27 protein-coding genes and 2 tRNA genes are annotated in these 26,092 nt (G+C 68.8%); 19 read left to right on the forward strand and 10 right to left on the reverse strand.

Annotated elements, in window-relative coordinates; genetic code table 11:
* Positions 1 to 25 precede the first annotated feature (25 nt).
* The 7 genes from FAB82_RS06460 (at position 26) to FAB82_RS06490 (ending at position 4,296) form a co-directional block, all read left to right on the forward strand.
* Positions 26 to 256, forward strand: coding sequence for a hypothetical protein (locus FAB82_RS06460; protein WP_136533731.1), 231 nt, complete (start codon positions 26 to 28; stop codon positions 254 to 256).
* A gap of 28 nt (positions 257 to 284) precedes the next feature.
* Positions 285 to 2,807, forward strand: a complete 2,523-nt coding sequence (locus FAB82_RS06465; RefSeq protein WP_136533732.1) for an EAL domain-containing protein — start codon at positions 285 to 287, stop codon at positions 2,805 to 2,807.
* Between the two features lie 170 nt (positions 2,808 to 2,977).
* A tRNA-Thr gene (locus FAB82_RS06470) sits at positions 2,978 to 3,050 on the forward strand.
* 67 nt (positions 3,051 to 3,117) lie between these two features.
* Positions 3,118 to 3,189 (forward strand) — tRNA-Met (locus FAB82_RS06475).
* 99 nt (positions 3,190 to 3,288) lie between these two features.
* Positions 3,289 to 3,459, forward strand: coding sequence for a 50S ribosomal protein L33 (gene rpmG / locus FAB82_RS06480; RefSeq protein WP_136533733.1), 171 nt, complete (start codon positions 3,289 to 3,291; stop codon positions 3,457 to 3,459).
* A 19-nt stretch (positions 3,460 to 3,478) separates the two neighbouring features.
* Positions 3,479 to 3,877, forward strand: coding sequence for an FAS1-like dehydratase domain-containing protein (locus FAB82_RS06485; RefSeq protein ID WP_136533734.1), 399 nt, complete (start codon positions 3,479 to 3,481; stop codon positions 3,875 to 3,877).
* Entirely contained in the window at positions 3,874 to 4,296 is a 423-nt protein-coding gene (locus tag FAB82_RS06490; protein WP_136533735.1) for a MaoC/PaaZ C-terminal domain-containing protein, read from the forward strand. The genes FAB82_RS06485 and FAB82_RS06490 overlap by 4 nt, the downstream gene beginning before the upstream one ends.
* 251 nt (positions 4,297 to 4,547) lie before the next feature.
* Here the strand turns inward: FAB82_RS06490 and FAB82_RS06495 are convergent, their stop codons facing one another.
* Positions 4,548 to 5,396 (reverse strand): 3-hydroxyacyl-CoA dehydrogenase family protein, encoded by an 849-nt coding sequence (locus FAB82_RS06495; RefSeq protein WP_136533736.1) that lies wholly within the window; start codon positions 5,394 to 5,396, stop codon positions 4,548 to 4,550.
* A 25-nt stretch (positions 5,397 to 5,421) separates the two neighbouring features.
* Here FAB82_RS06495 and FAB82_RS06500 point away from each other — a divergent pair, with 25 nt between their 5' ends.
* The 9 genes from FAB82_RS06500 (at position 5,422) to FAB82_RS06540 (ending at position 14,753) form a co-directional block, all read left to right on the forward strand.
* Positions 5,422 to 6,003, forward strand: a complete 582-nt coding sequence (locus FAB82_RS06500; RefSeq protein ID WP_136533737.1) for a cob(I)yrinic acid a,c-diamide adenosyltransferase — start codon at positions 5,422 to 5,424, stop codon at positions 6,001 to 6,003.
* 143 nt (positions 6,004 to 6,146) lie between these two features.
* Positions 6,147 to 7,139: an ABC transporter substrate-binding protein gene (locus FAB82_RS06505; protein WP_136533738.1), complete on the forward strand. Its 993-nt coding sequence runs from the start codon at positions 6,147 to 6,149 to the stop codon at positions 7,137 to 7,139.
* A gap of 153 nt (positions 7,140 to 7,292) precedes the next feature.
* Positions 7,293 to 8,813 (forward strand): sugar ABC transporter ATP-binding protein, encoded by a 1,521-nt coding sequence (locus FAB82_RS06510; RefSeq protein WP_136533739.1) that lies wholly within the window; start codon positions 7,293 to 7,295, stop codon positions 8,811 to 8,813.
* Positions 8,810 to 9,919, forward strand: a complete 1,110-nt coding sequence (locus FAB82_RS06515) for an ABC transporter permease (RefSeq protein ID WP_136533740.1) — start codon at positions 8,810 to 8,812, stop codon at positions 9,917 to 9,919. The genes FAB82_RS06510 and FAB82_RS06515 overlap by 4 nt, the downstream gene beginning before the upstream one ends.
* Complete coding sequence (locus FAB82_RS06520; RefSeq protein ID WP_136533741.1) at positions 9,916 to 10,941, forward strand: ABC transporter permease subunit; 1,026 nt, start codon at positions 9,916 to 9,918, stop codon at positions 10,939 to 10,941. Before FAB82_RS06515 ends, FAB82_RS06520 begins: the two co-directional genes overlap by 4 nt.
* A 137-nt stretch (positions 10,942 to 11,078) precedes the next feature.
* Positions 11,079 to 12,002: an ABC transporter ATP-binding protein gene (locus FAB82_RS06525; protein WP_136533742.1), complete on the forward strand. Its 924-nt coding sequence runs from the start codon at positions 11,079 to 11,081 to the stop codon at positions 12,000 to 12,002.
* A complete protein-coding gene (locus FAB82_RS06530; protein WP_246039470.1) occupies positions 11,999 to 12,850 on the forward strand; it encodes an ABC transporter permease in 852 nt (283 codons plus the stop codon). Before FAB82_RS06525 ends, FAB82_RS06530 begins: the two co-directional genes overlap by 4 nt.
* 6 nt (positions 12,851 to 12,856) lie before the next feature.
* Positions 12,857 to 13,084, forward strand: a complete 228-nt coding sequence (locus FAB82_RS06535; RefSeq protein ID WP_136533743.1) for a helix-turn-helix transcriptional regulator — start codon at positions 12,857 to 12,859, stop codon at positions 13,082 to 13,084.
* 163 nt (positions 13,085 to 13,247) lie between these two features.
* Positions 13,248 to 14,753, forward strand: coding sequence for an alkaline phosphatase D family protein (locus tag FAB82_RS06540; RefSeq protein WP_246039471.1), 1,506 nt, complete (start codon positions 13,248 to 13,250; stop codon positions 14,751 to 14,753).
* Between the two features lie 49 nt (positions 14,754 to 14,802).
* Here the strand turns inward: FAB82_RS06540 and FAB82_RS06545 are convergent, their stop codons facing one another.
* Entirely contained in the window at positions 14,803 to 16,041 is a 1,239-nt protein-coding gene (locus FAB82_RS06545; protein WP_136533745.1) for a serine hydrolase domain-containing protein, read from the reverse strand.
* Positions 16,042 to 16,228: 187 nt separating this feature from the next.
* Here FAB82_RS06545 and FAB82_RS06550 point away from each other — a divergent pair, with 187 nt between their 5' ends.
* Together FAB82_RS06550 and FAB82_RS06555 are read left to right on the forward strand one after the other, a co-directional pair.
* Positions 16,229 to 16,453, forward strand: coding sequence for a ribbon-helix-helix domain-containing protein (locus FAB82_RS06550; RefSeq protein WP_136533746.1), 225 nt, complete (start codon positions 16,229 to 16,231; stop codon positions 16,451 to 16,453).
* Positions 16,450 to 16,872 carry a PIN domain-containing protein gene (locus tag FAB82_RS06555; RefSeq protein ID WP_136533747.1) on the forward strand — a complete coding sequence of 141 codons (423 nt, stop codon included), beginning with the start codon at positions 16,450 to 16,452 and terminating at the stop codon, positions 16,870 to 16,872. Before FAB82_RS06550 ends, FAB82_RS06555 begins: the two co-directional genes overlap by 4 nt.
* A gap of 52 nt (positions 16,873 to 16,924) precedes the next feature.
* On the opposite strand, the gene FAB82_RS06560 is transcribed toward FAB82_RS06555, so the two are convergent.
* The 8 genes from FAB82_RS06560 to FAB82_RS06595 form a co-directional block, all read right to left on the reverse strand.
* On the reverse strand, positions 16,925 to 17,365 hold the full coding sequence (locus FAB82_RS06560) for a DUF2550 domain-containing protein (protein WP_136533748.1): 441 nt from the start codon (positions 17,363 to 17,365) through the stop codon (positions 16,925 to 16,927).
* 3 nt (positions 17,366 to 17,368) lie between these two features.
* Complete coding sequence (locus FAB82_RS06565) at positions 17,369 to 17,650, reverse strand: F0F1 ATP synthase subunit epsilon (RefSeq protein ID WP_136533749.1); 282 nt, start codon at positions 17,648 to 17,650, stop codon at positions 17,369 to 17,371.
* Between the two features lie 158 nt (positions 17,651 to 17,808).
* Positions 17,809 to 18,486: a Crp/Fnr family transcriptional regulator gene (locus tag FAB82_RS06570; protein ID WP_030144656.1), complete on the reverse strand. Its 678-nt coding sequence runs from the start codon at positions 18,484 to 18,486 to the stop codon at positions 17,809 to 17,811.
* Between the two features lie 383 nt (positions 18,487 to 18,869).
* Positions 18,870 to 20,066 carry a MarP family serine protease gene (locus tag FAB82_RS06575; RefSeq protein WP_136533750.1) on the reverse strand — a complete coding sequence of 399 codons (1,197 nt, stop codon included), beginning with the start codon at positions 20,064 to 20,066 and terminating at the stop codon, positions 18,870 to 18,872.
* A 42-nt stretch (positions 20,067 to 20,108) separates the two neighbouring features.
* Complete coding sequence (locus tag FAB82_RS06580) at positions 20,109 to 20,813, reverse strand: NUDIX hydrolase (RefSeq protein WP_211116419.1); 705 nt, start codon at positions 20,811 to 20,813, stop codon at positions 20,109 to 20,111.
* Entirely contained in the window at positions 20,810 to 21,415 is a 606-nt protein-coding gene (locus FAB82_RS06585; protein WP_168801451.1) for a TlpA family protein disulfide reductase, read from the reverse strand. Before FAB82_RS06585 ends, FAB82_RS06580 begins: the two co-directional genes overlap by 4 nt.
* Positions 21,415 to 22,212, reverse strand: coding sequence for an endonuclease III (gene nth, locus FAB82_RS06590; protein ID WP_136533752.1), 798 nt, complete (start codon positions 22,210 to 22,212; stop codon positions 21,415 to 21,417). Before nth ends, FAB82_RS06585 begins: the two co-directional genes overlap by 1 nt.
* 46 nt (positions 22,213 to 22,258) lie before the next feature.
* A complete protein-coding gene (locus tag FAB82_RS06595) occupies positions 22,259 to 23,407 on the reverse strand; it encodes a S8 family serine peptidase (RefSeq protein ID WP_136533753.1) in 1,149 nt (382 codons plus the stop codon).
* 189 nt (positions 23,408 to 23,596) lie between these two features.
* Here FAB82_RS06595 and FAB82_RS06600 point away from each other — a divergent pair, with 189 nt between their 5' ends.
* Positions 23,597 to 26,092 carry an SseB family protein gene (locus FAB82_RS06600; RefSeq protein WP_136533754.1) on the forward strand — a complete coding sequence of 832 codons (2,496 nt, stop codon included), beginning with the start codon at positions 23,597 to 23,599 and terminating at the stop codon, positions 26,090 to 26,092.

Here is a 26,092-nt window from a genome sequence, read left to right on the forward strand (position 1 = left end):
GAACTCGCACCTCACGGGAGGCCTCGTGAAACCGGTCAGACTTCTAAAGAGACTCACCGCACTGTTCGCGGCAGGGCTCATCGCGTTCGGCATCGTTGCCGCCACTTCGTCCGCAGCCTCCGCCGGCAACTCCGCCGATGTCGGTTCCGGCGCACCGTCGAACTCCGCGGACGTCGGCTCGATCGACACGCTGGACAACTCCGCCGATGTCGGTTCCGTCGTTGCCGCGCTGGGGAACTCCGCCGACGTCGGCTGAGCTCAAGCCGATGTCGTACTGAACCAGAGTGCCTGTGAACCGCGACCAGTACCCCTTCCTGTTCCGGGCGCTTCCGTGGACGCTCACTACGGCACTCCTCGCGGTCGACGCCGTTCTGCTGGTCTCCTTCGCACCACCGCCTGATTATCCGATCCTCCAGGCGGTCCTTCTCGTCGCCTGCTTCGTGGTCGCCCAGAACCTCTTGGTCCAGCAGCATGTGCGGGGACTGCGGATCGCCTTCAACCTGGCGGACATTCCGCTCATCCTCGCACTGTTCTATCTCGACCCCTTCTGGGTCGTGACCGTTCGGCTGGTTTCGGCGCTCATCTACTACGCCGGCCGCTACCTGCGCAGCAGGGACGCCGGGATCATGAAGCCGCTGTTCAACATCGGGATGTCGATATTCGGCGCGACCACCGCGGTCCTGGTCGTCCAATACACCGGGATCGGCAGCGCCAACGACCCCCGCACCTGGGCCGTCCTGGTACTGGCCATCGTCGTGACCGGGTTCGCCGCCACGACCCTCGTCTCGCTGCTCATGCTCATCCTCGGCGGCTGGAGCAGCGTCATCAAGGCATGGGTGGGATTCGTACTCACCCTGGTCGGCCCCATCATGGCCGCCTGCGTCGGCCTGATCTTCCTGATCCTGCTCGAAGCCACCCCCTGGTCCGGCATTCCCATCGTGTTCCTGCTCCTCACGATGGTCTTCCTGGCCAGCAGCTACATGACGCTGCGCCGCCAGAGGCACATCCTGACCGAGCTGAACACCTTCACCCAACTCGTCGCCGACTCCGTGCGCTCGAACCGCCTCATCGACGCCACCCTCGGGCGCCTGCGCGAGATCCTGGCCGCCGAGTCCGCCACCGTCTGGGTGCCCGCCGGAGGCCGCTACCCCGAGGTCCGACTGACCTCCACGGTCGACGACGTGGGACTCACCGATCTCGACCCCGTTCCCGAAGAACTGCAGCGCAACGTCATCGAGAGCAAGGAACCGCTGCTCATCGGCCTTCGGCACGGCACCTCCAAGCAACGCGACCAACTCGAAGCCACCGGACTGCGCGGCGCCATGCTGGTTCCGCTGCGCAGCGGCGACGACGTGTACGGCTGCCTCTCGGTCGCCGACCGCATCGGCGGCGAGCTCTCCTACTTCCAACCGGTCGACCTGCAACTGCTGCAGACCGTCGCCGCCCACGTCAGCACCGCCGTCGAGAACTCCAGACTGGTCGACCAACTCCGCTACGACGCCTACCACGACCCGCTCACCGGCCTGCCCAGCCGCCGCCGCTCCCTCGAAGCGCTCCAAGAGGCCCTGTCCATCACCGTGCCCGGCGAGGTCGTCGCCGTGCTCATGTTCGATGTGGACTCACTCCACGAGATCAACGACGCGCTCGGCCACGAAGCCGGCGACGCCGCCCTCATCGAGTTCTCCCACCGCCTCACCGAGCACGCCCCCGACGCCTCCTTCATCGGCCGCATCGACTCCGACGAGTTCATCCTCCAGACCCGCCTGCCCTCCTCCGACGAGGCCACCGACACCGCCCGGCGCCTCCGCGCCGCCCTCCAAGGCCCCTTCGAATACACGGGGGTCGCGGTCGACCTGTCCGCCGCCGTCGGCGTCGTCACCCACCCCGACTTCGCCACCGACGCCGATGAACTCCTCCAGCGCGCCGACACCGCCACCCGCGGCGCCAAGGACGCCACCGACGGCGTCCTGGCCTACCACTCCGGCCTCGAATCCGAGAGCCTGCGCCGCGTCGGCCTCGCCGCCGACCTGCGCCGCGCCCTCGACCGCGACGAACTCGAAGTCCACTTCCAGCCCAAGGTCGAACTCGAAAGCGGTGCCGTCGCCGGGGCCGAGGCCCTGGTGCGCTGGCCGCATCCGACGTTCGGGCCCGTCCCGCCCGGGGAGCTCATCGCGATCGCCGGCTCGACCGGCCAGCTCGGGCAGCTCACCGACCAGGTCCTGGAGGAGGCGCTGAAGCGCTCCGCCGAATGGGCCGGCCCGGACGGTCCGCTCCCGATGGCGGTGAACCTCTCGCCGCGCACCCTCGCCGACGGCGGCTTCCCCGCCCGGGTGGCCGAGGTGCTGGGGCGGCACGGCGTCCCCGCCGCGCGGCTGACGTTCGAGATCACCGAGGACGACGTGGTCGCCGACGGCTCCCGCCTCATCCCCGTGCTCGACCGCCTCCACGAGATGGGCGTGCGCCTGTCGGTCGACGACTTCGGCACCGGCTACTCCTCGCTGGGATACCTGCGGCGCCTGCCGGTGCAGGAGATCAAGATCGACCTCAGCTTCGTGCAGGGCATGGCCACCGACGCCGACGACCGCGCGATCGTGGCCGCCGTGCTCGGTCTGGCCCGGCACTTCGCCATCGACGTGGTCGCCGAGGGCATCGAGTCCCACCGGACCCTGGAGGAGCTGCGCGCGATGGAGTGCGAGATCGGCCAGGGCTACTACTTCTCCCGCCCGCTCCCGCCGGACCGCTTCCGGACCTGGCTGGAGACACAGGGCGACGGTGGCGCCGGCGGGACCCGGCTGAGGGCCGTCTGAGCCGGCCGGGATACCACTGCGGCGGCGCTGCGGTGCCCCGAACCGACTCGTAAACGTGGTGTCTTCGAGTCGCTTCGCACCCCGGTGTGGCCTGAGCCGCAAGGCTGGGCCCGCTTCGGCACCTGCGCCCACATCATGTAGTCTTGTCAAGGCCGCGTGAGAGCGCGAGCGCCCCAATAGCTCAGTCGGTAGAGCGTCTCCATGGTAAGGAGAAGGTCAACGGTTCGATTCCGTTTTGGGGCTCTGAAGTACTGTTGTGTCAGTGCTTTGACTGCCATCAACAGTTTCTTCTCGATGGCAGTGGGCGCACGGCGGTGTAGCTCAGTGGTAGAGCAAACGACTCATAATCGTTGTGTCGGCAGTTCGATCCTGCCCATCGCTACTTTTGTCCAGCGTCGACTACCGAGCTAGGCTAGTCGACGCTTTTGTTTTGTACCAGTAGACGACGAGCCGCCAGGCTCGTCCTTAGAGGAAGGCACTCATCGTGGCCAAGGCTACTGACGTTCGCCCCAAGATCACCATGGCGTGCGTGGAGTGCAAAGAGCGCAACTACATCACGAAGAAGAACCGGCGGAACCACCCCGACCGGCTCGAGCTCAAGAAGTACTGCCCGCGCTGCCGGACCTCGCGTCTCCACAAAGAGACCCGCTAGTCCCTGGCAAGCTCCCGGGATGCTCAACACTTCGTATGTGGGCCGCTCTCTGCCGGCGACCGAACCGGTGGCGATCAGCGCCGACTCGGTCTCACGCTTCGCGCACGCGCTCGGTTTGAGCGACACCGCGGCGGTTCCGCCTACCTACTTGATCTCCCTCACCCTGCCCGCCGCGGACCCGCTCATCGCGGATCCCGAGTTCGGGCTCGACTGGTCGAAGGTGCTCCACCGCGACCAGCGTTTCGTCTACCACCGCGAACTCCGCGCCGGCGACGAAGTCTCTTGCGTACCCACGGTCGAGTCGATCAAGACCGTCGCGGGTAGCGATCTGCTCAGCCTGCGCACCGAGGTCCGCAGCTCAGGCGAGACCGTCGCCGAGGTCTGGACGACCCTGTTCGTGGCAGGGGATGCGGCATGAGCGACTTCACCGAATTCGAGGCCGGCCAGGTCGTGTTCGCCACGTCCTTCCCGGTGAGCCGCGAAGATCTGGTCGCCTATGCCGACGCCTCCGGCGATCACAACCCGATCCACCTGGACGAGGCCGCCGCGAAGGCGGCCGGGCTCCCGGACGTCATCGCCCACGGCATGTTCACCATGGGCCTGGTCTCCCGCGCCGTCCTCGAATGGCTCGATGCCTCGGGACGTGATGCGAACCTCACCGACTTCTCGGCGAAATTCGCCAAGCCCGTCGTAGTGCCGGCCGGCGTCACCGTGAACGTCGACGTCGAGGCCAAGGTCCGCAAGTCGGACGCGGACTCGGTGGAGTTGACCATCTCGGTGCGCTCGGGAGCGGACAAGGTCCTCGCCCCGGCCCGCGCCACGTTCACCCTGCGTTGACCGAACGCCGCGCGCCCGAACATGAACGGGAGCGTCCCGGCAAATCGGACACCTGGGGACCCCCGACACGGCGACGCTTGCGAGTCGTGAATTGGCACAGCAAACGTACAACGTACGCGTCGGTTGTGACGCCTGGTTGCAGGTGGCGTGCGGGTTGACCGGGACGCGAACGTGAACGGAGGGTCCGGGCAAATCGGACGTCCGGAGGTCCCCCCGTTTCGAGGCTACGCGGCGGCTATGACAGGCGCGCCCTACTCGTAGCTGAAGAAGCCCTTGCCGCTCTTGCGGCCCAGCTCTCCCGATGCGGCCATTCGCCGCAGCAGGGCGGGCGGGAAGAACTGCGGGTCGGCGGTGTCCTCGTAGATGTTCTCGGTGGCGTGCGTGATCACGTCGATGCCCGTCAGGTCGGCCGTCGCCAAGGGACCCATCGGATGACCGAATCCCAGCTTGCACGCCGTGTCGAGATCCTCGGCCGAGATCACGCCGTCCTCGACCAATCGCGCGGCCTCGTTCACCAGCGCGCAGATGAGCCGCGTCGTCGCGAAGCCGGCCACGTCCCGGTTCACCACCACGCACGTCTTGCCGACACTCTCGGCGAACTCTCGCGCCGCCGCCAGCGCCTCGTCGCCGGTGTGCCGCCCGCGCACCAGTTCGCACAGCTGCATCATCGGCACGGGGGAGAAGAAGTGCGTCCCGACCACCCGCTCCGGATGGGTTGCGGCGGCGGCGATCTCGGTGATGGGGATGGCGGACGTATTGGTCGCCAGGACCGTCTCGGGGCCGCAGACCTCGCTCAGGCGCCCGAACACCTCCCGCTTGATCGGCAGCCGCTCGAAGACCGCCTCGACCACGAGGTCGGCCCCGCCCGCCGCGTCGATGTCGGTGGTCGAGGAGATGCGCTCCAGACCGGCCTCTGCTTCGGACTCACCGACTTTGCCCTTGGAGACGAACTTGTCGAGCGAGGCGCCGATCGCCGTCCTCGCGCGCTCGAGGGCCCGCGGATCCGAGTCGATCAGCGTCACCTGCCAGCCCCCGACCCCCGCCACCTGGGCGATCCCCGACCCCATGAGCCCTGACCCGATTACCGCAACGTGCGCCATGGGCCGAGGCTATATGGTCAGGGGTATGGCGGTCAATCTCACCAGGATCTACACCAAAACCGGCGACGACGGCACTACCGGACTCTCGGACTTCTCACGGGTGCCCAAGACGCACCCCCGACTGGCCGCCTACGGCGACGTGGACGAGCTGAACGCGGCGATCGGTGCGGCCCTGGCGCTGCACCGCGGCGAGATCGGCGAGCACATGACCGAGGCGCTGCTCGCCATCCAGAACGATCTGTTCGATGTGGGGGCCGACCTCTCGACCCCGGTCGCACCGGATCCGAAGTATCCGCCGCTGCGCATCGACGGGAGCTACACCGAGCGCCTCGAAGGCTGGATCGACGAGTTCAACGCGGACCTGGAGTCGCTGCGATCCTTCATCCTTCGCGGCGGCAACCCGGGCGCGGCGCTGCTGCACCAGGCGTGCACCGTCGCCCGCCGCGCCGAGCGATCGGTGTGGACGCTCCTGGAGGCCGAGCCGGACGTGACGCATCGCGAGCCGGTCACGTATCTCAACCGGCTCTCCGATCTGCTGTTCGTGTTGGCGCGCACGGCAAACGGTGGTGCTGATGTGCTGTGGGAGCCCAAGAAGTCACAGGAGTGACGGGTGGGGCTGAAGTGAAAGTACGGGCTCGCGTTGCCGAATCGTTACAGCTCAGAGCATGTTATCGCTTGACCTGACCGGTAACACTGGCAAAGATGAATGCAAACTCCTCACATTTCTGTCGAGACTGAAAGGCATTCCCCGTGCTCAAGAAAGCCCTTGCCGGCATTGGCGCCGGCGTACTCCTCCTGAGTCTTGCCGCCTGTGGATCAGATGACAGCGGCCAAGGCGGATCCGGCGGATCCGGCGACGAAGGCCTGCTCATCGGCTTCGCCCAGGTCGGTGCCGAGTCCGCTTGGCGCACCGCGAACTCCGACTCCGTGCAAGCGGCGGCCGAGGCCGCCGGCCACGAGCTGAAGTTCGTCGACGGCCAGCAGGACCAGGAAAAGCAGATCACGGCGGTCCGCGACTTCATCGCCCAGCAGGTGGACGTCATCGTCCTGGCACCGGTGGTCGAGACCGGCTGGACCGATGTGCTCGAAGAAGCCGACGCGGCCGGCATCCCCGTGGTCCTGGCCGACCGCGGCGTCGACGCCGCCGACGAGGACCTCTACGTCACCCGTCTCGGCTCTGACTTCGCCGAAGAGGGCCGCAAGGCCGGCGCCTGGGCCGCCGAGACGTTCGCAGACACCGGCGCCGCCGTCCTCGAACTCGAGGGCACGGTCGGCTCGGCTCCGGCCAACGACCGCGCCTCGGGCTTCCGCGAGGCGGCCGACGAGGCCGGCCTCGAGTACGAGGTGCTCGAGACCCAGTCCGGCGACTTCACCGCCGAGGGCGGCAAGAGCGTCATGGAGACCTTCATCGAGAAGTACGACGTCAAGAACGACGTCGACCTGCTCTACGCCCACAACGACGAGATGGGCCTCGGCGCCATCCAGGCCCTCGAAGAGAACGGCATCGTGCCGGGCGTGGACGTCCAGATCATCATCGTCGACGGCTCCAAGGCCGGCTTCGAGGCCGGTGTCGCGGGCAAGCTCAACTACATCGTTGAGTGCAACCCGGCCTTCGGCGAGCAGCTGATGGAGGTCGTCGAATCCGTCGATGCCGGCGACGAGCAGGAGAAGTTCACCCCCGTCGAAGAGGGCGTCTTCGGCCCCGACGACTTCGAGGCTGAGCTTCCGAACCGCCAGTTCTAGACCCTGGTTCGGCCCAAGGCCGCACTGATGGACCGCCCGGAGTCCGGCAGGTGGATCTGCCTTGATCCACCTGCCGGACTCCCGGTCCCAGTCCGGGCGGCGGCTCACCCATCTAGCCCCAGAGTGCAACCACCACAGTGAAGGTCAGAATCAATGTCCGACGAGCCGATCGTCCAGATGACCGGCATCACGAAGGACTTCACCGGCGTCCGCGCCCTCGATGGCGTCGACTTCACCCTCAGGCCTGGCGAGATCCACGCCGTCATGGGGGAGAACGGCGCCGGGAAGTCCACGTTGATCAAGGTCCTGACGGGCGTCCATACACCGGACGCCGGCCAGATCCGCCTCGACGGCCGCCCCGTCAGGTTCAATAGCCCGAAGGCCGCCCAGGCCGGGGGCATCTCCACGGTCTACCAAGAGGTCAACCTCACCGAGAACCTGTCGGTGGCCGAGAACCTCTTCGCCGGGCGCGAGCCGCGACTGGGCCCGTTCATCAACTTCCGCGCCATGCGGCGCCGGGCCCGGGCCCTGTTGGAGGACATCGGGATCGACCTGAACGTCGCCGCGCCGCTGGGGTCCTATTCGATCGCCATGCAGCAGCTGGTCGCGATCGCCCGCGCCGTCGACATCAAGGCGAAGGTCCTCATCCTCGATGAACCCACCTCCTCGCTCGACCGCGACGAGGTCGCCGTCCTGCTGCGCGTCATGCGCCGCCTCGCCGAGAACGGCACCGCGATGGTGTTCATCTCCCACTTCCTCGACCAGGTCTATGAGATCTCGGACCGGATGACGGTGCTGCGCAACGGCACCCTCGTCGGCGAGTGGGAGAGCGCCGCCCTGCCCGAGTCGGACCTGATCGGGCACATGCTCGGTCGCGAGGCCGCCACGCTGGAGCAGATCGAGCGCCAGGCGGGGGAGCACAAGCCCGACCGGGGCGAGCCGATCGTCTCGGCGAAGGGACTGGGCCGCAAGGGCTCCATCGCCCCGTACGACCTGGAAGTCCACGCCGGCGAGGTGGTCGGCCTGGCCGGACTGCTCGGCTCAGGCCGGACCGAGACGGTGCGGCTCATCGCCGGCGCCGACCGGCACGACTCGGGCACGCTCGCCTTCGAGGGCAAGAGCGTCGGTTCCCACAACCCGCGCACCGCCGCCCTCCGCGGCATCGCGTTCTGCCCGGAGAACCGCAAGACCGAAGGGCTCGTCGGGGACCTGACCGTCGCCGAGAACATGATCCTGGCGATGCAGGCCTCCAAGGGCTGGGCCCGGACCGTTCCCCCGGCGCAGCGGTCCCGCCTCGTCGCCGAGTTCATCGAGAAGCTCGACATCCGCCCGGCCAACCCCGACCTGCCGGTCAAGAACCTCTCCGGCGGCAACCAGCAGAAGGTGCTGCTGGCCCGCTGGATGCTCATCGAGCCGAAGCTGCTCATCCTGGACGAGCCGACCCGCGGCATCGACGTCGGCGCGAAGGCCGACATCCAGCGCCTCGTCACCGAGCTCTCCGGGGACGGCATGGCCGTCCTGTTCGTCTCCGCCGAACTCGACGAGGTCACCCGACTGTCCGACCGGATCGCGGTCCTGCGCGACCGCGAACTCATCGCCACCCTCGAGACTGAGGCCGACATGACCAGCGAGAAGATCGTGGACACCATCGTCGCGAAGGGCGGTGACCAATGAGCGCCCTCCTCGACCGGTCCAAATCGGCGGCACGCGCGGCGTGGGCGCACCAGTACTTCAGGCGCCTGATCTGGCCCCTCGGCGTGCTGCTGGTGCTCATCGTCGTCAATATCGCGGTCACCGGCTTCGACTTCATCATCCCGAGCGTCCATGACGGACGTCTCGGCGGCGCGTTCGTCAATATCCTCCGGCGAAGCGCCCCGCTGCTGCTCATCGCGCTGGGCATGACGCTCGTCATCGCCACCAAGGGCATCGACCTGTCCGTCGGCGCGGTCTACGCGATCGGCGCGGCCATCGCCTGCCAATGGATCATCGGCCGCGACCAGATGAGCCTCGGCGTCGTCTTCGTCGCGGTCGCGATCGCGATCGCCGTGGCCGCCGCGATCGGCGCCTGGAACGGTCTCATGGTGGCGAACTTCGGCATCCAGCCGATCGTCGCGACCCTCATCCTCATGATCGCCGGGCGCGGTATCGCCCAGCTCATCACGGGCGGCCAGATCCCCTCGGTGTCCGACGAGACCCCGTTCGTGGAGCTCGGTCGCGGTGCGGTGCTGACGATCCCGGTGCCGATCATCATCGCCGGGGTGGTCCTGGCCGCGCTCGCGCTGCTGACGCGGACGACCGCGCTGGGCATGCTGCTCGAATCCGTCGGCGGCAATCCCGAGGCCTCGCGCCTGGCCGGTATCCGCTCCAAGTCGATCACCGTCCTCGTCTACCTCGTGTGCGGCCTGTGCGCCGGTCTCGCCGGGCTCATCGGCGCGGCCAACCTCGGCAGCGCCGACGCCAACAACGGCGGCCTGTGGATCGAACTGGACGCGATCCTCGCGGTCGTCATCGGCGGCACCGCCCTCCTGGGCGGCCGGTTCTTCCTGCTGGGCACCACCATCGGCGTGGCCATCATCGGCACCCTCGAAGTCACCATCATCAACATCGGGCTCTCCAGCCAGTGGCAGTTCACCGCCAAGGCCATCGTGGTCCTCGTCGTGGCGCTGCTCCAGAGCCCCGAATTCCGGGCCTGGGTCGCCAAGCCGTTGCGCGGCAAGCGCCCCGGCGGCGCCCCGTCGGCGAAGGCCGAGTCCACCGGAGAGGAAGCCCTCGTCAAATGAGCACCGACACGCTGACCGAGCGCCCCGCGCGCTCGACCCTCTTCGACGGCCTCAGCCGTTACATTCCCATCGGCGCGACCGTCGCGCTGCTGGTCGTCATGTACCTCGTCGGTACCGGCAACTACCGCAACTTCGGCGAGCCGCAGGTGGTCGCCAACCTGTTCGTCAACAACGCCGCGCTGCTCATCATCGCCGTCGGCATGACCTTCGTGATCCTGTCGGGCGGCATCGACCTGTCCGTCGGCTCGGTCATGGCGTTCTCGGCGATGTCCTGCGCCTGGCTCACCGTCGAGGCCGGGATTCCGGCCGAGACGGCCGTGGCGATGGTGCTGGTCCTGGGGACCGTCTCGGGCGCGGCGACCGGCGCGGTCATCCACTACTTCAACGTGCAGCCGTTCATCGCGACGCTGGCCGGCCTGTTCCTCTACCGGGGCCTGACGCTCCAGATCTCCGATCGGGACGTCGCCATTCGCGACAACGCGTTCTTCGACTGGGGCATGGAGCGGACCGAATTCGGGAACGTGCGCGACGGCGGCTTCAGCCTCCCGAACATCGTGTTCATCGCCGGCGCCGTCGTGCTCATCGCCTTCGTGGTGCTGCACTACACCCGGTTCGGGCGCGGCGTTTACGCCGTCGGCGGCTCCGAGCAGTCCGCGCTGCTCATGGGGCTTCCGGTGGCGCGCACCAAGGTCGGCGTCTATGCCGTCAGCGGTTTCTGCGCCGCGCTGGGCGGGGTCGTGGCCGCGTTCTCCACCAAGAGCGCCGACCCGCTCGGCGGGCTCGGGCTCGAACTCGACGCGATCGCCGCGGTCGTCGTCGGCGGGGCCCTGCTCACCGGCGGCGCCGGCTTCGTCCTCGGGACCGTCGCCGGCGTCATGGTCATGGGCATGCTGTCCACGATCATCTCGTTCGACGGCCGGTTCTCCTCCTGGTGGGCCCGCATCATCGTCGGCATCCTGCTGCTGGCGTTCATCCTGCTCCAGCGGGTCCTGGCCCGCTCGGGAGAGAAGCGCAAAACCTGATTCCAGACCTGCTCCCGGGCTCGGGCGAGGGCCGTCGACCTATCGGTCGGCGGCCCTCGTCGTATACGGGGTTGGCAGAGCCTTGCGACAAGATGTAGTATCTCTACTACAAATCATTGAAGGACTACCACGGAGACATGATGGGACACCCCCCGTTCAACGGGCCAGCCATTGCCGTGTCCGATCTGCGGATGCGCTACGGCGACAAGGACGTGCTCACCGGGCTCGATCTCGAGATCGAGCCCGGCGGCGTCACCGCCCTGCTCGGCCCCAACGGCGCCGGCAAGACCACCACCATCGAGATCCTCGAAGGCTTCCGGGCCCGCTCGGGCGGCGACGTCTCGGTACTCGGCGTCGACCCCGTCCACGGCGGCGAGGACTGGCGCGCGCGCCTCGGCGTCGTCCTCCAGGAATGGCGCGACAACGGCAAATGGCGGGTGCGGGACCTCCTGCGCCACTTCGCCGAGTACTACCGGCCGTACGCCGAGCCTTGGGGCGCTGATGAACTGCTCGACCTCGTCGGTCTCGCCGAACAGGGCGGGCAGCGGGTCCAGACGCTCTCGGGCGGCCAGCGACGCCGCCTCGACGTCGCCCTGGGCATCATCGGCAAACCCGAACTGCTGTTCCTGGACGAGCCGACCACCGGCTTCGACCCGCACGCCCGCCGCGAGTTCCACGAGCTCATCCACCGGCTCACCGACCTCGACGGGACCACGATCCTGTTGACCACGCACGACCTCGACGAGGCCGAGAAGCTGGCCGAGCGGATCCTCATCCTCGCCGGGGGCCGCATCATCGCCGACGGCTCGCCCGACCAGCTGGCCCGCGCGGCCGCCACCGTCGCCGAGGTCTCCTGGACCCAGGACGGGCGGCGGCAGGTCCACTCCACCGAGGACGCCACGGACTTCGCCCGGAAGCTCCTCGCCACCGACGACGGCGCTGTCTCGGACCTGGAGATCCATCGCGCCAGCCTCGAAGAGGCGTACCTGACGCTGGTGGAGCAGTTCGAGACCGGACAGGCCGAGGCCGCCGTGGACACCTTCAAGGAGGCGACCAAGTGAACACCACCGCACACTCCTACCGGACCGGCCTGAAGCGGGCCCTGATCGAGACCCGCAACACCCTGACGTCCCCGAGCGACCTCATGGGCATGCTCCTGCCGATGCTCATCTGCGTCGCCGTGCTGTACTTCCTGCGCGGCGTCGACATCGAGGGCGCACCGATATCGCTGGGGGCGATGAACATGCCGAGCCTCATCGGCATGAACATCGTCTTCGGCGGGATCGTCACCATGGTCAGCGCACTGGTGATGGACCGCGTCAGCGGGACGCTCCTGCGCGCCAAATCGATGCCCGGCGGCATGACCGGCTACCTCATCGGACATCTGGGGTCGACGGCGATGTTCCTGTCGTTCACCACCCTCGTCCTGCTGGTCGTCGGCCTGCCGCTGTTCGACGGGCTGGAGTTCGCCACCCCCGACCGGTGGCTGCTGTTCCTGGCGGTCCTGGCGATCGGCCTGGTGGCGGTCCTGCCGCTCGGCGCCGTCCTCGGCTCCCTCATCAACGACTTGAAGAACATGAGCCTGGTGATATTCCCGGTCATTGCGTCCGTGGCGGTCTCGGGAATCTTCTACAAGATCACCGCGCTGCCCGAATGGCTGCAATGGATCGGGCAGGCGCTGCCGATGTACTGGATGGGCCTGGGGATGCGCCAGGCGCTGCTGCCGGACTCGATGGCGGCGGTGGAGATCGGCGGCGAGTGGCGGACCCTTACGATGTTCGCCGTGCTCGCATTGTGGGCCGTGATCTCGATGGCTCTGGCGCCCAGGCTGCTGCGGCGGATGTCGCGGCGCGAGTCGGGCTCGGCCGTCGCGGCGCGGCGGCAGCTGGTGCAGCAGCAATGGGGGTAGGTCGCGATGGCCGACGACGTCGTCTATAACCGGATCGCGATGCTGCGCGCCGAACGCGGCATCTCGAGACGGCAGCTGGCCGACGCCCTCGGCGTCCACTACCAGACCGTCGGCTACCTGGAGCGGGGCGAATACTCGCCGAGCCTCCACCTGGCGCTCAAGATCGCCGAATACTTCGAGGTGAGCGTCGAAGTCGTGTTCTCCACCAAGCCCTTCCCGCGCATCGGAGTCTGACTCTCCGGGAAGGCGGGCCCTGCGGCCCGGCACTGAAGCGGCCACAACACCACCTGCCGCGTGCCGGGCCGTAGGGCTTTTGTTCACTTCATCGTCACCGCCGTGTCGGGCTCGCCTGCGACCGTAAGGGCGTATCGCCGATCCCACCCCACTGGAGACCGATGTGAACATCGACCGACGCAAACTCCTCGCGGCAGGCGCCGGCGGCGCCCTCTCTCTGGCCGTGCCGGGCATCTCGTTCGCCTCCTCGCGGCCGCAGCTGACCCACGGCATTCAGGCCGGAGACGTCACCGCCGACTCGGCGGTGGTGTGGACGCGCGCCGACCGGGCGGGCGAGATGATCGTGGAGGTCGCCGACCGCCCCGACTTCAATGGCGCCCGGACGATCCGGGGCCCGCGCCTGAACGAGCGGCACGACTTCACCGGGAAGGTCCGCGTCAAGGGACTGGAGCCGGGCAGCGTCGTGCACTACCGCGTCCGCGCCGAGGGCGAGCGTTCCTCGCAGGACCTGACCGGTTCGTTCACCACCGCTCCCGATGCGCCGCAGGACATTCGCTTCCAATGGTCGGGCGACCTGGCCGGGCAGGGCTGGGGCATCAACCCCGACCAGGGCGGCTACCGGATCTTCCAGACGATGGCCGAGACGCAGCCGGACTTCTTCATCTGCTCGGGCGACTTCAACTACGCCGACGGACCGCTCACCGACACCGTGACGCTTCCCGACGGGACCACGTGGCGCAATACCGTCACCGAGGAGAAGCGCAAGGTCGCCGAGACCTTGGACGAGTACCGGGGCCAGTACAAGTACAACCTCATCGACGACAACCTCCGCGCCTACCTCGCGAACGTGCCGATGATCAACCAGTGGGACGACCACGAGGTCGTCAACAACTGGTACCCCGGCGAGATCCTGGACCTGCCCGCCTACACCGAGAAGAACGTCGACGTCCTCGCCACCCGCGCCCGCCAGGCCTTCGGGGAGTACACCCCGTCCTCTCTGGACTGCGACGGCGAGGGCAGGATCTACCGCCGGATCGCCTACGGGCCGCTGCTGGACGTGTTCGTGCTCGACATGCGCACCTTCAAGGACGCCAACGACGCGAACGGCGAGCCGACCGGCCAGATCCTCGGCCAGACCCAGCTGTCCTGGCTCAAACGGGAACTGAGGCGGTCGAAGGCGACCTGGAAGGTCATCGCCGCCGACCTGCCGATCGGCCTCATCGTCCCCGACGGCAGCGCCGCCCAGGAAGGCATCGCCCAAGGCGAGGACGGGTCCCCGCTCGGCCGCGAAGCCGAGATCGCCGACCTGCTCTCCTACGCGAAGCGCAAGGGCGTCAAGAACATGGTGTGGCTGACCGCCGACGTCCACTACACCGCCGCCCACCACTACAGCCCCGACCGCGCGGCCTTCGGGGACTTCGACCCGTTCTGGGAGTTCGTCTCCGGCCCGCTGAACGCGGGCGGCTTCGGCCCCAACAAACTCGACGGCACCTTCGGCCCTGAAGCGGTCTTCGTCAAGGCCCCGCCGACGGCCAACACGTCCCCGGCCGGCGGCTACCAGTTCTACGGCGAGGTCAATATCGACGCCGAAACCGAGGCCTTCGAGGTCTCCCTCAATGACCTCGACGGCAATACCCTCTTCACCCAGACCATCGAACCGGCCGCCTGAGACGCCGAAGGGCGGGGCCAGCGGCCCCGCCCTTCGTTCATTCAGGTGGTCACGGCAGGAACGGCAGCTCGGTCGCCGGCGCGTCGAACGTGCGCGAGTCCGGCTGCGCCGCATCGAGGTCGATGCCGCACAGGGCCGCCGCGAGGAGGCCTTCGAGGGCGTCGGCCAGCGCCGCGGGATCGTCGTGGCCGAGCTGGTCGTCGACGTTCCAGGTGACGGTGATCTGATGCTGCCCGTCGACGGAGTGGAGCGAGTAGGTCTGGTGGCCGAGGCCGCCGCCCGTGTGCCCGATCCACGGGTCGTCCGCGGTGCAGCCGCCCATCTGCAGCAGGCCGAGCCCGTAGTCGAAACCGGCCTCGGTCTCGAAGAACTCGGTGGCCTCGGCGAACTCCGCCTCGTTCAGGATCTCGCCGTCGACGTAGGCGCCGTAGAAGTCGTTCACGTCCTCCATGGTGGAGATGACGCCGCCGGCGGCCCACATCTGACTGTTCGACAGCCTCGTCGTGTCGAACAGCGGATCGGCGGCCTCGCCGGTCGTCACGTAAGGCACCGGGTTCGGGCCCCGGATGCCCGAGGACTGCGGCTTCGGGAAGTACGAGTCGTCCATGCCGGCCGGTTCGAAGACGCGGTCCTCGAGTTCGACGGCGAGGCCGTTCCCGGTGAGCTCCTCGATCAGCAGGCCCAGGGCCATGTACCCGGTGTTCGAATACGACCAGTCGGTGCCCGGCTCGAACAGCAGCGGGTCGACCGTGGAGAGCTCGATCAGCTCCTCGGCGCCGTAGTAGTCCTGGTAGTGGTCGTACACATCGGACATGTCGCCCTCGAGCAGCGACGCGTACAGGTACGTGAAGTAGTCGTGCAGGCCGCCGGTGTGGTTCATGACCTGGCGGATCGACGGCTCGTCCTGGTAGGGCAGCAGCCCGGGCAGGTAGTCGGAGACGGTCCGGTCGAGATCGACCTCGCCCTCGGTCTGCAGTTGGAGCAGCACCGAGGACACCATCGTCTTGGTGAGACTGGCGATCCGGACCCGGTCGTCCGTCTCGACATAGGCGCCGGGAGCCTCGATCGAGCGGGGGCCGAGCGCGCCCGACCAGTCCTCGCCCTCGGAGCGGACCTCGGTGAGCACCGAGTAGCCGGTGATCTCATGGAACTCGTCGAGCTTCTCCTGCACCAGGGCCTGGTCGAATGGTTCGGCGGAGGTGTCTGTCGTGGTCTGTGCGGAGGCGGCGGCGGGCAGCGCGATGAGGCTGAACGCCAGCGCACCCGCTATCGGGAGGTGTTTGCGCATACCGAAAGCCTAGGGGCGCAAGGTATCGACAACTACCGCTAAAAGAACGAAATTCGCTATACGCCCAACGGAGGAGCCGTCTCCTCCGCGAGGGGGACCTACTCGGGCCCGGTGCGATACAAGGCCGCCCTCGATCATCCAGGTCCGTTGCGACGCCACGATGCCATACGTATGGCATAATAGTGACATGTTCAAAACGACGGTCTACTTGACCGGTGATGAGAAGGAAGGGATCCGCAGCGGCGCGGCGGAGCGAGGCGTGTCCGAGGCCGAGCTGATACGCCAGTTCATCGATGCCGGACTGGCATCGGCCACGCCGCAATGGGACCAGCTTCCGGTGATCAGCAGCCCTGAGCTCGCCGCGATCGATGACGAAGAGGACTTCCTTCGCTCGAACGGCTTCGATCGGTGATCATCTGCGACACGAACTGCCTCATCAGCTTGGTAAACGACCAGGATCCGCATCATGAGGCGGTGCGCGAGATCGCGGCCGCGCAATCCCGTCCGTTGGTCGTGAGTCCGTTGGTGCTCGCCGAGTTCGACTACTTGGTGCGCAAACTCGTTAGCGGGCAGGCGGTTCGCGCCATCTTGTCCCGCCTGCTGCAAGGCCGCATGATCGAAGTGGCGGCCATGAACCACACCGACCTGCTCACGGCCTTCAGGCTTGATGGCAAGTATGCCGCGTTGGATCTCGGCCTCACCGACGCGACTGTGGTCGTGCTGGCTTACCGGTATAGGACCGTCGACCTGCTTACTCGCGATGAACGTGATTTCCGGCCGATCACGCCGCTTCAGGGAGGGGCGTTCCGTCTGCTTCCCAGCGACCGCTGAACTAGAGCGGATTCGTGGATGCTCCGGGCGCGGGCGCCTCGGCTAAGTGGACCTACTCGGACCCGGTGCGATAAAAAGCCGCCCCGGGTGGAGCGGCTTCGAGCCAGGAGAGAAAACCGTTCGCGGCGGACTTGGTCATTGCCAACTCCACCTCACCACCGGAATGCTTACAGCGGATGATCTCCACCTCCGGCGGGAAGATCTGCGCCTCGGCACCGGCCGGGTCTCGCTTGTCCGCGACATGGAGATCGGTGCGCGAGAGCGTATAGCGCGGACCCAACGCGAGGGAGAACATGCGGTACCAGCGGAGCGTGTCCTGCCGGTACACCGCGAAACCCGGGGCCCAGCCGCGGCCCTCCATGCGACGGGAGAGCCTGGCGGCCATCGCCACCGTCCCCATTCGCGACAAGAGGGAACGGCGCACGTAGGTCAGCACGAGGAACACCGCGACGGACGCCACCAGCGCGGCGGCGACGAGCAGTGCCTTGACCATGGCTTAAGCCGCGGTCGGCGCGACCGCCTCGGCGGTCTCAGCGAGGATGGTGACGCCATCGGGGGTCACCGAGAGGAAACCGCCCTCGATGTTCCAGGCGAGCTCCGGGCCTTCGATCGGCTGCACCCGGACCTGGCTGTCGATGCGAAGCTCGCCCAGCATCGGCTGGTGGCCGGCAAGGACACCCAGCTCGCCTTCGGTGGTCCGAGCGTAGACGGCGGACGCGTCACCGGACCACACCTTCGATTCGACGGCGACGACTTCGACGTTCAGTTGCTTGGCCACAACGCTCCTTACCAAACTCCGAGGATGGTTACGGGAAGTCTAGACGGCCGAGGCCCGAACGTCGAATCGGCCACTCACGGCCGCAGGCAAGATCACTGCCGGTCCAAAGCGAACGGCCCCCGGTCGAAACCGGGGGCCGAACGACGAACCGAATAGCGCTACACGCGGGCGCGGCGCGCCAGGCGCTCCGGGTCCATGATGATGACGCTCTTGCCGTCCAGGCGCAGCCAACCGCGCCCGGCGAAATCGGCCAGGGCCTTGTTGACCGTCTCGCGGGAGGCGCCGACGAGCTGCGCCAGCTCCTCCTGGGTCAGGTCGTGCGTCACGCGCAGGACGCCGCCGTCACGCGTGCCGAAACGGCTCGCCATGTGCAGCAGGGCCTTCGCGACGCGACCGGGCACGTCCGTGAAGATCAGGTCGGCCATCGAGTCGTTGGTGCGACGCAGGCGACGCGCGATCACGCGCAGCAGCTGCTCGGCGATCTCGGGCCGGTTCGCCAGCCAAGGACGCAGCGCCGTCTTGGACAGCCGGGCCAGACGGGTGTCGGTCAGCGCGGTGGCGGTGGCGGTGCGGGGACCGGGGTCGAACAGCGCCAGTTCACCGACCATGTCGGACGGGCCCATGACCGCGATCAGGTTCTGACGACCGTCGGCACTGCGGCGCCCGAGCTTCACCTTCCCGGACATGACGATGTACAGACTGTCACCCGGCTCGTTCTCGGTGAAGACGGTCTGGCCCTTGTTGACGTCGATGTACTCCATCTCTTTGATGAGTGACTCGACCGCTTCGGGGTCCACCCCCTTGAACAGGGCGGCCCTGGCCAATACATCTTCCATGTCCGTTCGCACCTTTCTTCGACGCACCGCTAGTGCAAGTCCTGAGTCTATGCCTGTTGTCCGCATAGCGGGAGCAAGACCCCCGTAAATCCGCATGCGCACCGACGACGCCGTATTCGGCATTCGTATCCGAATGCCGCGATCCCCGAAGCCTCCGAGTATCACAGCGTGAACATGAACTCACGCGATGAGCAGGGGATTCACCCGGAATTGCACTCGCTGTCGGCAGTGCCCGCTACAGCCTACCGCTAATGTGACGTCTCGCCCAACGGCCGCACGCGGCAACGGCGCTGGCAGGCGTGCTGCGGACGGTCGGTTGTGCGCGTCGTTACGCGGAGGAGGGCGCTGGCAGGCGTGCTTCGGTCGTGCGGCTGTGCGCGCCGTTACGTGCAGGAGCCGGTGTCGACCGCTCCGGAGGCGGTCAGGCCTTCGTCGAGCACGGGCTGGGTTTCGGCCATCGTCAATGCGTATCCGGTGTCGGGATCGTCCACTGCGGCCGCGAAGATCACGCCGAGGACTTCGCCGTCGGGGTTGAGGAGCGGGCCGCCGGAGTTGCCGCCGATGATGCGGGCATAGAGCTGGTAGACCTCGCGGGTGACATTGCCGGATTCGTAGATGTCGGGGCCGGTGACCACACGCGCTTCTCTGACGCGGGCGGCGGTCGGGGTGTAGGGGCCGCCGCCGGGGTAGCCGAGGACGATCGCGTCGTCGCCGGAGGCGGCCACGTCGTCGGCGATCGAAATCGTGGGGGCGTCGAGGCCGGGCACGGAAAGGATCGCCAGGTCCTTTTCGGGTTCGAAGACGATGACCTCGGCGGGGAGGAGGCGACCGTCGGATTCGACCTCGACCTCCTCGGTGCCGGCGACGACGTGGGCATTGGTGGCGACGAGGTCGTCCGCGTAGACGAAGCTGGAGCCCTCGATCTGGCGGTCGCACTGCGGGGCCCATCCGTGCACCTTGAGCACCGACGCCTCGGAGCCGGTCACGACCGCGGAGGCGGCCAGTTCGGCGTCGGGCGGTTCGACCTCGCGGACCTGGGTCGGGTCGAGACCTGAGAACACGTCGGGGATCTCGGAGGTCGCGAGGGAGTCGCGCATGGAGTCGTAGACGCCGCGGACGGCCTCGGGCATGTTCTCGTCGATGGTGACGACGAGGCTGGAGTTGCGCACGGCGGCGGCGACGGCCGGCATCGCCGAGCTGGCGAGCGGCGCAGCGGCCATCCAGGTGACGAGGAGGACGGCGGCGACCGAGACGACCGGTCCGGCGAGCTGGTCGAGTTTGCGGGACCCGCGGCGTTTGACCTTGCGGCGCAGCTTGTATCCGACCGCGGTCATGGCGGCCTGCCCGCCGAGGGCGAGTCCGAAGACGACGATGAGGGCGGCGACGAGTTTCGCGAGCGGGTCGGTGTAGAAGTCGGCCGCGAACGGCGCGAGCTGGACGCCGATGAGGGCGCCGCCGAGGAAGCCGAGGAACGTCGCGGCGGAGATGAGGAAGCCCTGCCGGTAGCCGTGAATGGCGAACAGCAGGGCGAGCACGACGATGATGACGTCGACCATGATGCCGGCGTCCGTCGGTTCCATCGTCTTTCCTCCTCGCAGAGCGGGGTTTTCGGAGCCGGGGACTCAGAGCCCTTCGAGTTCCATCATTCGGCCAGTGTCCCACGGCCGCGACCAGCCGCCCAATTCCAGCAGCCACGACAGGATCCCCGCCGTGAAGCCCCAGATGAGCGGGACGCCGGGGACGGAGAAGCCGGGGCCGGTGCGACCAGAGGGGTAGAGCGTCGACCCCCGGTTGGCCGGGTCGGCCAGGTCGGTGAGGGCGACCAGGTGGGCGGCCGCGACTTCTTCGCCGGGCGCTGGGCTGACCGGGTGCGGCTCGCGCCACCAGGCCAGGACCGGGGTGACCGCGAAACCGGAAACCGGAATCCACAGTGGCGGGAGGGTGATGCCGATGTCGACGCTGGCGGGGTCGACGGCGAGCTCCTCGGCGGCCTCGCGCAGGGCCGTGGCGGCGGCGTCGGCGTCGCCCGGATCGGCTGCGCCGCCGGGGAAGGCGACCTCGCCGGGGTGGTGGCGCAGGGTCGCGCCGCGCTGCTGGAGCAGCACGCGCGGTCCGCCCGAACCGGCGGGAGCGCCGGCATTGGTGTCCGAGTCGTCGCCCGCGTCGGTGAGCAGCACCAGGACGCTGGCGGTGCGCGCCCGGCCGGGGGAGTGCAGTCGCAGCCGGTCCGAGGCGACGCGCGGCACCTGCGGGCGATCGGCCTGCTGGGCGGCGTCCATGAGCGAACCCCACCAGCGCGGGTGGTCGTCGGTCGCTTGGTAGGTCACGTCAGCTCCAGGCCGAAGGCGGACTCGGCGTCGGCGGCGAGGGAGTCGGCGGTGATGCCCGGTTCGGTGATGAGTTTCTCGACCGTCCCGTCGGGGGCGACGAACGCGACGCCGGGCAGCGCGGGCACGCCGAGCCCGGTCCGGATCGTCTCGTCGGCGTCGAACACCGACGGGTAGGTCATGGCGAACTCGGAGGCGAACCAGCGGCCCGCCTCGGCGGTGTCGGCGGTGTCGACGCCGAGCACACCGACCTGGTCTCCGTATTCGGAGAAGAACGCCTCGACCTCCGGCGCCTCGGCCGCGCACGGCTGGCACCAGCTGGCCCACAGCACCACGATCATCGGACGGGCGCCGTCCGTGCCGACCGCCGTGGCCACATCGTCGCCGAGGCAGGGCAGTTCGAGCGAGCCGATGCCCTCGATCGGGACCGCGCCGGCGGTGCAGGCCACCGCCCAGTCGGCCTCGCCGGCGCCGTCGTCAGGAGAGGCGGCCTCGCCGTCGGGTTCCTCACCGCTGCAAGCGGACAAGAAGAGGAGGCCGGCCGCGGCGCAGGCCAGTGCGCGACTCAACGTGCCGCCGCGCATCGCAGTGCTGCCGCGCATCATAGGGCCGCCCCGGATTTAGGGCTCGTGCCGGCCGATTCGTCGGTCGGAGTTATTCCCGCCAGCTTTATGAGCTCCTCGATATTGTCGCCGCGCAGCAGCGAGGCCGCCTCGGCCGGGTCCGTCGGGCCCTCGCCGAACGACGGGCACTGGGCGGCGAGCGTGCACGCCCCGCACGCGGGCTTGCGGGCGATGCACACCCGGCGGCCGTGGAAGATGATCCGGTGCGAGAACATCGTCCACTCGCGATGCTCGATGAGCTTCTGGAGCTGGAACTCCAGCTTCACCGGGTCCTTGCCGGAGACCAGGCCGAGCCGGTTCGTCAGGCGGATCATGTGGGTGTCGACGGTGATGCCGGGGACGCCGAACGCGTTGCCGCGGATGACGTTCGCTGTCTTGCGGCCGATCCCGGGAAGCTTCACCAGCTCCTCCATCGACTTCGGCAGCGTTCCGCCGTGGTGGGCGGCCAGGGCCTTGCCCAAGCCGATGATGGACTTGGCCTTATTGCGGTAGAAACCGGTCGGGCGGATGATCGCCTCGACGTCCTCGGGGTTCGCCTCCGCGTAATCCTCCGCCGAGCGGTACTTCGCGAACAGAGCCGGAGTGGTCAGGTTGACCCGCACGTCCGTGCACTGGGCCGACAGGATCGTCGCCACCGCCAGTTCGAGCGGATTCGCATAGTCCAGCTCGCACTTCGCATCCGGATGGGCTGCGGCCAGCAGTCGGTCGATGACGCGGGCGCGGCGCTTCTTGGCCAGCTCGCTCTCGGTTCCATTGCGTGCGTCGGCGGCGGTCACCCGGCAATCCTACGCGGACCTCCGGAAAACGCCGACGCGATGCGGCTCACCGCGGACCGGACGAGGCAGCGGCGCCCGGACGGTGCCGCCTCCGGCCGCGCAGCAGCAGCGCCGCCGCGCCCAGCAGCGCCCCGCCCGCCGTCGACATCACGGCCGAAAGGCCCACCGACGGCGGCTCCGACCCTGCCGCGACCTGCTGCGGTTCGGGCAACTGCCCGATATCGGCCGCGAGCGCCGCGCCCGCGTCAACCAGGCCCGCACCCAGGGCCGAGTCGCCGCCGCGGGCGGTCTCGGTCAGCAGCAGCCGCACCTGTGCGGCGCTCAGCTTCGGATGCTCCGCCCGCACCAGCGCCGCCGCCCCCGACACGATCGCCGACGCGAACGACGTTCCCGTCACCTGCTTGTGCCCGCCCCCGGCCGCCGGAACCGCCAGGTCCGCGCCCGGCGCCGCCAGATCCGTCTCCGAACCCGTCACCGCCGTCGGCCAGCGCTCACCGGTGCGGTCCGAACCAGTCACCGCCAGCACATTGTCGATGCGCGCGGGGAACCAGACCGGCTCCTCCGCCCCGTCCCGGCGCTGATTGCCCGTGCACGCCACCACCAGCACGTCATGCCGGGCCGCATAGTCGATCGCGTCGGCGAACGCCCGCGAGTCGTAATGGCCGCCCAACGACAGATTGATGACGTCGGCGCCGTTGTCCACCGCCCACTCCACGGCTTGACCGACCATCGCTGAATCGTGGTAGCGGTTCTCGTCGTCCAGCACCCGCACCGGCAGGATCTTCGCACCCGGCGCGACCCCCGGATGCCCCGACGACGCCCGCCCCGCGATGAGCCCGGCCACCGCCGTGCCGTGGCCGACCGGGTCGGCCTGAGCGAACGCCCGCTCATAGGCGGGACTCGGATCCGAGCCCAGGGCCAGCAGGCGCGGTTCCTCCCCGGCGTCGGTGTCGACGTAGCTGCGGCCCGGCAGGACCGCCCCGTCCAAGTCGGGGTGACCGGCGTCCACACCGGAGTCGATCACAGCGACCGTCACCCCCGAACCGGTCGACGTCCGCCACGCCTCCTGCGCGCCGATCGCGGCCAAATGCCACGCCGGCGGGGCAGCCGCCAGCGCCGCGGGCGCGTTCAGCAAGAGCGCCAACAGTGTCGAGCAAATCCACGCGATGATCCAGCGTGCGCAGCGGTCCCTCATGAGAACGGGATCGTTACACAGCGCAGCCGCCCGGGCGGGTGAATGACACGCGCTCGTCTTTATGAATTCGTTATTTTCAGCCTACTGACGGAAACTTGACAATGCCCTCGCGTTACGGTGACGATCGCGAGGGAACGCCGCGTTCACTCGACGCTGCCCCATCGCTGACCGGTAGGGGGGAAGGGCTGAATGGAATCGATGTGGGAACCGAGTAACGAGATCGAGCACCGCCTGAGAGAGGCCCTGCGCGCCGACGACCAGGACGGGTACTTCCGAATACTCTCCCAGATCGAACTCGTGCTTCCACTGTCCTATGAGGATTCAGCGGGCCTGGGCGGCGCCGACACGTGGGCCACCTGGACCACCGACGACCGGACGCACATCCTCGCCTTCACCTCCGAGAGCGCCCTCGGCCAGTGCCTTCGCGACAACGCCGGCGCCTCCCGCCGCGTCGGCTTCGCGACCCTCGCCGAATCCTGGCCCGACGAAGAGTGGTGGCTCGCGGTCAACCCCGGCCTCCCCATCGAGGGCTACCTCCCCGCCTGGTTCGTCTCCCAAGTCGCCCAAGGCATGACGACCGTCCCGGCCGAGCCCGAACCCGAGGCCGACCACTACGGCACCGACCAGACCTTCGCCACGCTGGCCCAGTCCGACCCGTTCGCGAACCCGATGGCACCCGCCGCTCCGGCCCGCGAGGGCAGCTTCATGCCCCCGGCCCCGCCGGTCCCCGAGGTCCCGCCCGCGCCGCGCCGCTCCAAGGACTTGAACAACACGACCGGCCAGCAGTCCACCATCGCCGGTACGACTTCGGCGGGACTGCCGCTGCGCCAGCCGCCGCAGGTCGAGAGCGAACTGGCCGCCGAGGCCGACGGCCTCGCGACGCCGCCCGTGTCCCCGCCCGCCGCGCCGCACGGCGACGGCTTCGCCCCGCAGTCCGCGCCGCAGGACGGCTTCGCCGACCAGCGTTTCGCCTCGCCGCCGACCGGTGACCAGCGTTTCGCTTCGCCGCCGCCCGCCAACGGTTTCAGTGACCAGCGCTTCGCCTCGCCGCCGCCCAGCGATGGCTTCAGCGACCAGCGCTTCGCCTCACCGCCGCTCGAGAACCGTCCGCCCGAGCAGGGCTTCTCGGGCCAGAGCTTCGCCTCGCCGCCGCTGGAAGGCCGCCGGCCCGAGCCGGGCCACGGCGAGCAGCAATCGGCGTGGCCCGCCGAGCAGACCCAGTGGCCTGACGCCCCCGACTGGCTGCGCGACCAGCAGCCCGACGGCATGGGCGAACTGTCGCAGCGCGCTCCGGCCGCCACGGACCTTCCGTCCGATCCCCAACCCGACCAGAGCTCCACCTTCGGCGCACCGGCCGAGCCGGGGCTTGCGACGGGCGCCCCGTCGGCCGAGTCCTTCACGTCCATGTCCAGCGCTTTCGGGCGCCGCCCCGCCGAACCGGCCCCGGCCGAGGCTCCCGAGCCCGAACCGCAGCGGGCCGCGCAGCAGGTCGTCGAGCTCACCGGCGAGGACGCCGAGCGCGCGCTCGCCGCGGCCGCCACGTCGGGCGACACGGCGACGTTCCTGCAGACCCTGTTGTGCACCAGCGTGATCCTGCCGGTGGCCGACCCCGGCGCCATCGCCATCCGGGTCGGCGATCCCGCCTTCCGGTGGGCCTCCGACATTGTCGACGGCATCCACGGCATCACGATGTACACGACCATCGAGCGCATGGCCGACCGCGTCGGCCCCGACACGCCGCACACGACCGTGCCGTTCGGCTGGCTGATCCAGCACTGGCCCGGCGTCGAGTACGCGCTGTACGTCAACCCCGGCACCGAGGTCGGCGCGAACATGTCCGGGCCGGAGATCGAGCCGCTGCTGAAGTGGGCCGAGTCCCAGGACCTGCTCGCGTTCGCCACGGAGATGGAACGACACCAGGCGGCCGCGGTCCGCGCCGCAGACCCGGCATCGGTGGTCGCTCCCATCCTGTGGCAGAAGACGATCCCGCACCAGCAGGTGCCGTTCTACCTCGAGCGCGGCTACGACCGGGTGGGCGGCTTCATCCACCCCGCCGAGGCCGTCGACCACCTGCGGACCCCCGCGCAGCTGTACCTGGCGCTGGGCCTCATCCGCACCTCCGAGGAATTCAGCCCCACGGACGATTCGGTGCACGTGCTGCGCTGGACCGGCTACCGCACCGACCTGTACCCGGCGGCGGTCGGCGGCAATGACGCGGCCGGTGCCGAGGCGCGCGGCGGCTGGGTGGTCGAGCCCGGGCCGTTCCGCGGCGACGGCTTCGCGCCGTCCGAATCGCCCGAGGACCGCATCCCCGAGCACAAGGTCGACTCCGTGCGACTGCCGCAGGGCGCGCAGATCCTGCGGATCGACTCGCGCGGCGAGGTCACCGAGCTCGCCGTCTACGACGCCGACACCCGCGAATGGGCCCCCGCCGACGGCGGCGGACCGCGCGCGATCGAGGCCTCCTCCGTTCCCGCGCTCCCGGCCGGACCTTCGGCCGAGACGCCGCCGGCGGGCCCGATGGGCGAGGCGGCCCCCGGTTACGACGAAGGCTACGAGGGTTCCGCGCTCGGCGAGGCCTTCGGCGGCGACGCGGGCGGGCACTACGACCTGGTGCGCCCCGCCCCGGAGGACCGGGCGGCGTCCGTTTTGGACCACCGGGACCGTGAATGGAAGGGGGCCTAG

The sequence above is a fragment of the Glycomyces buryatensis genome, assembly GCF_004912275.1.
In the GTDB taxonomy this organism is placed as follows: Bacteria; Actinomycetota; Actinomycetes; order Mycobacteriales; family Micromonosporaceae; genus Glycomyces; species Glycomyces buryatensis.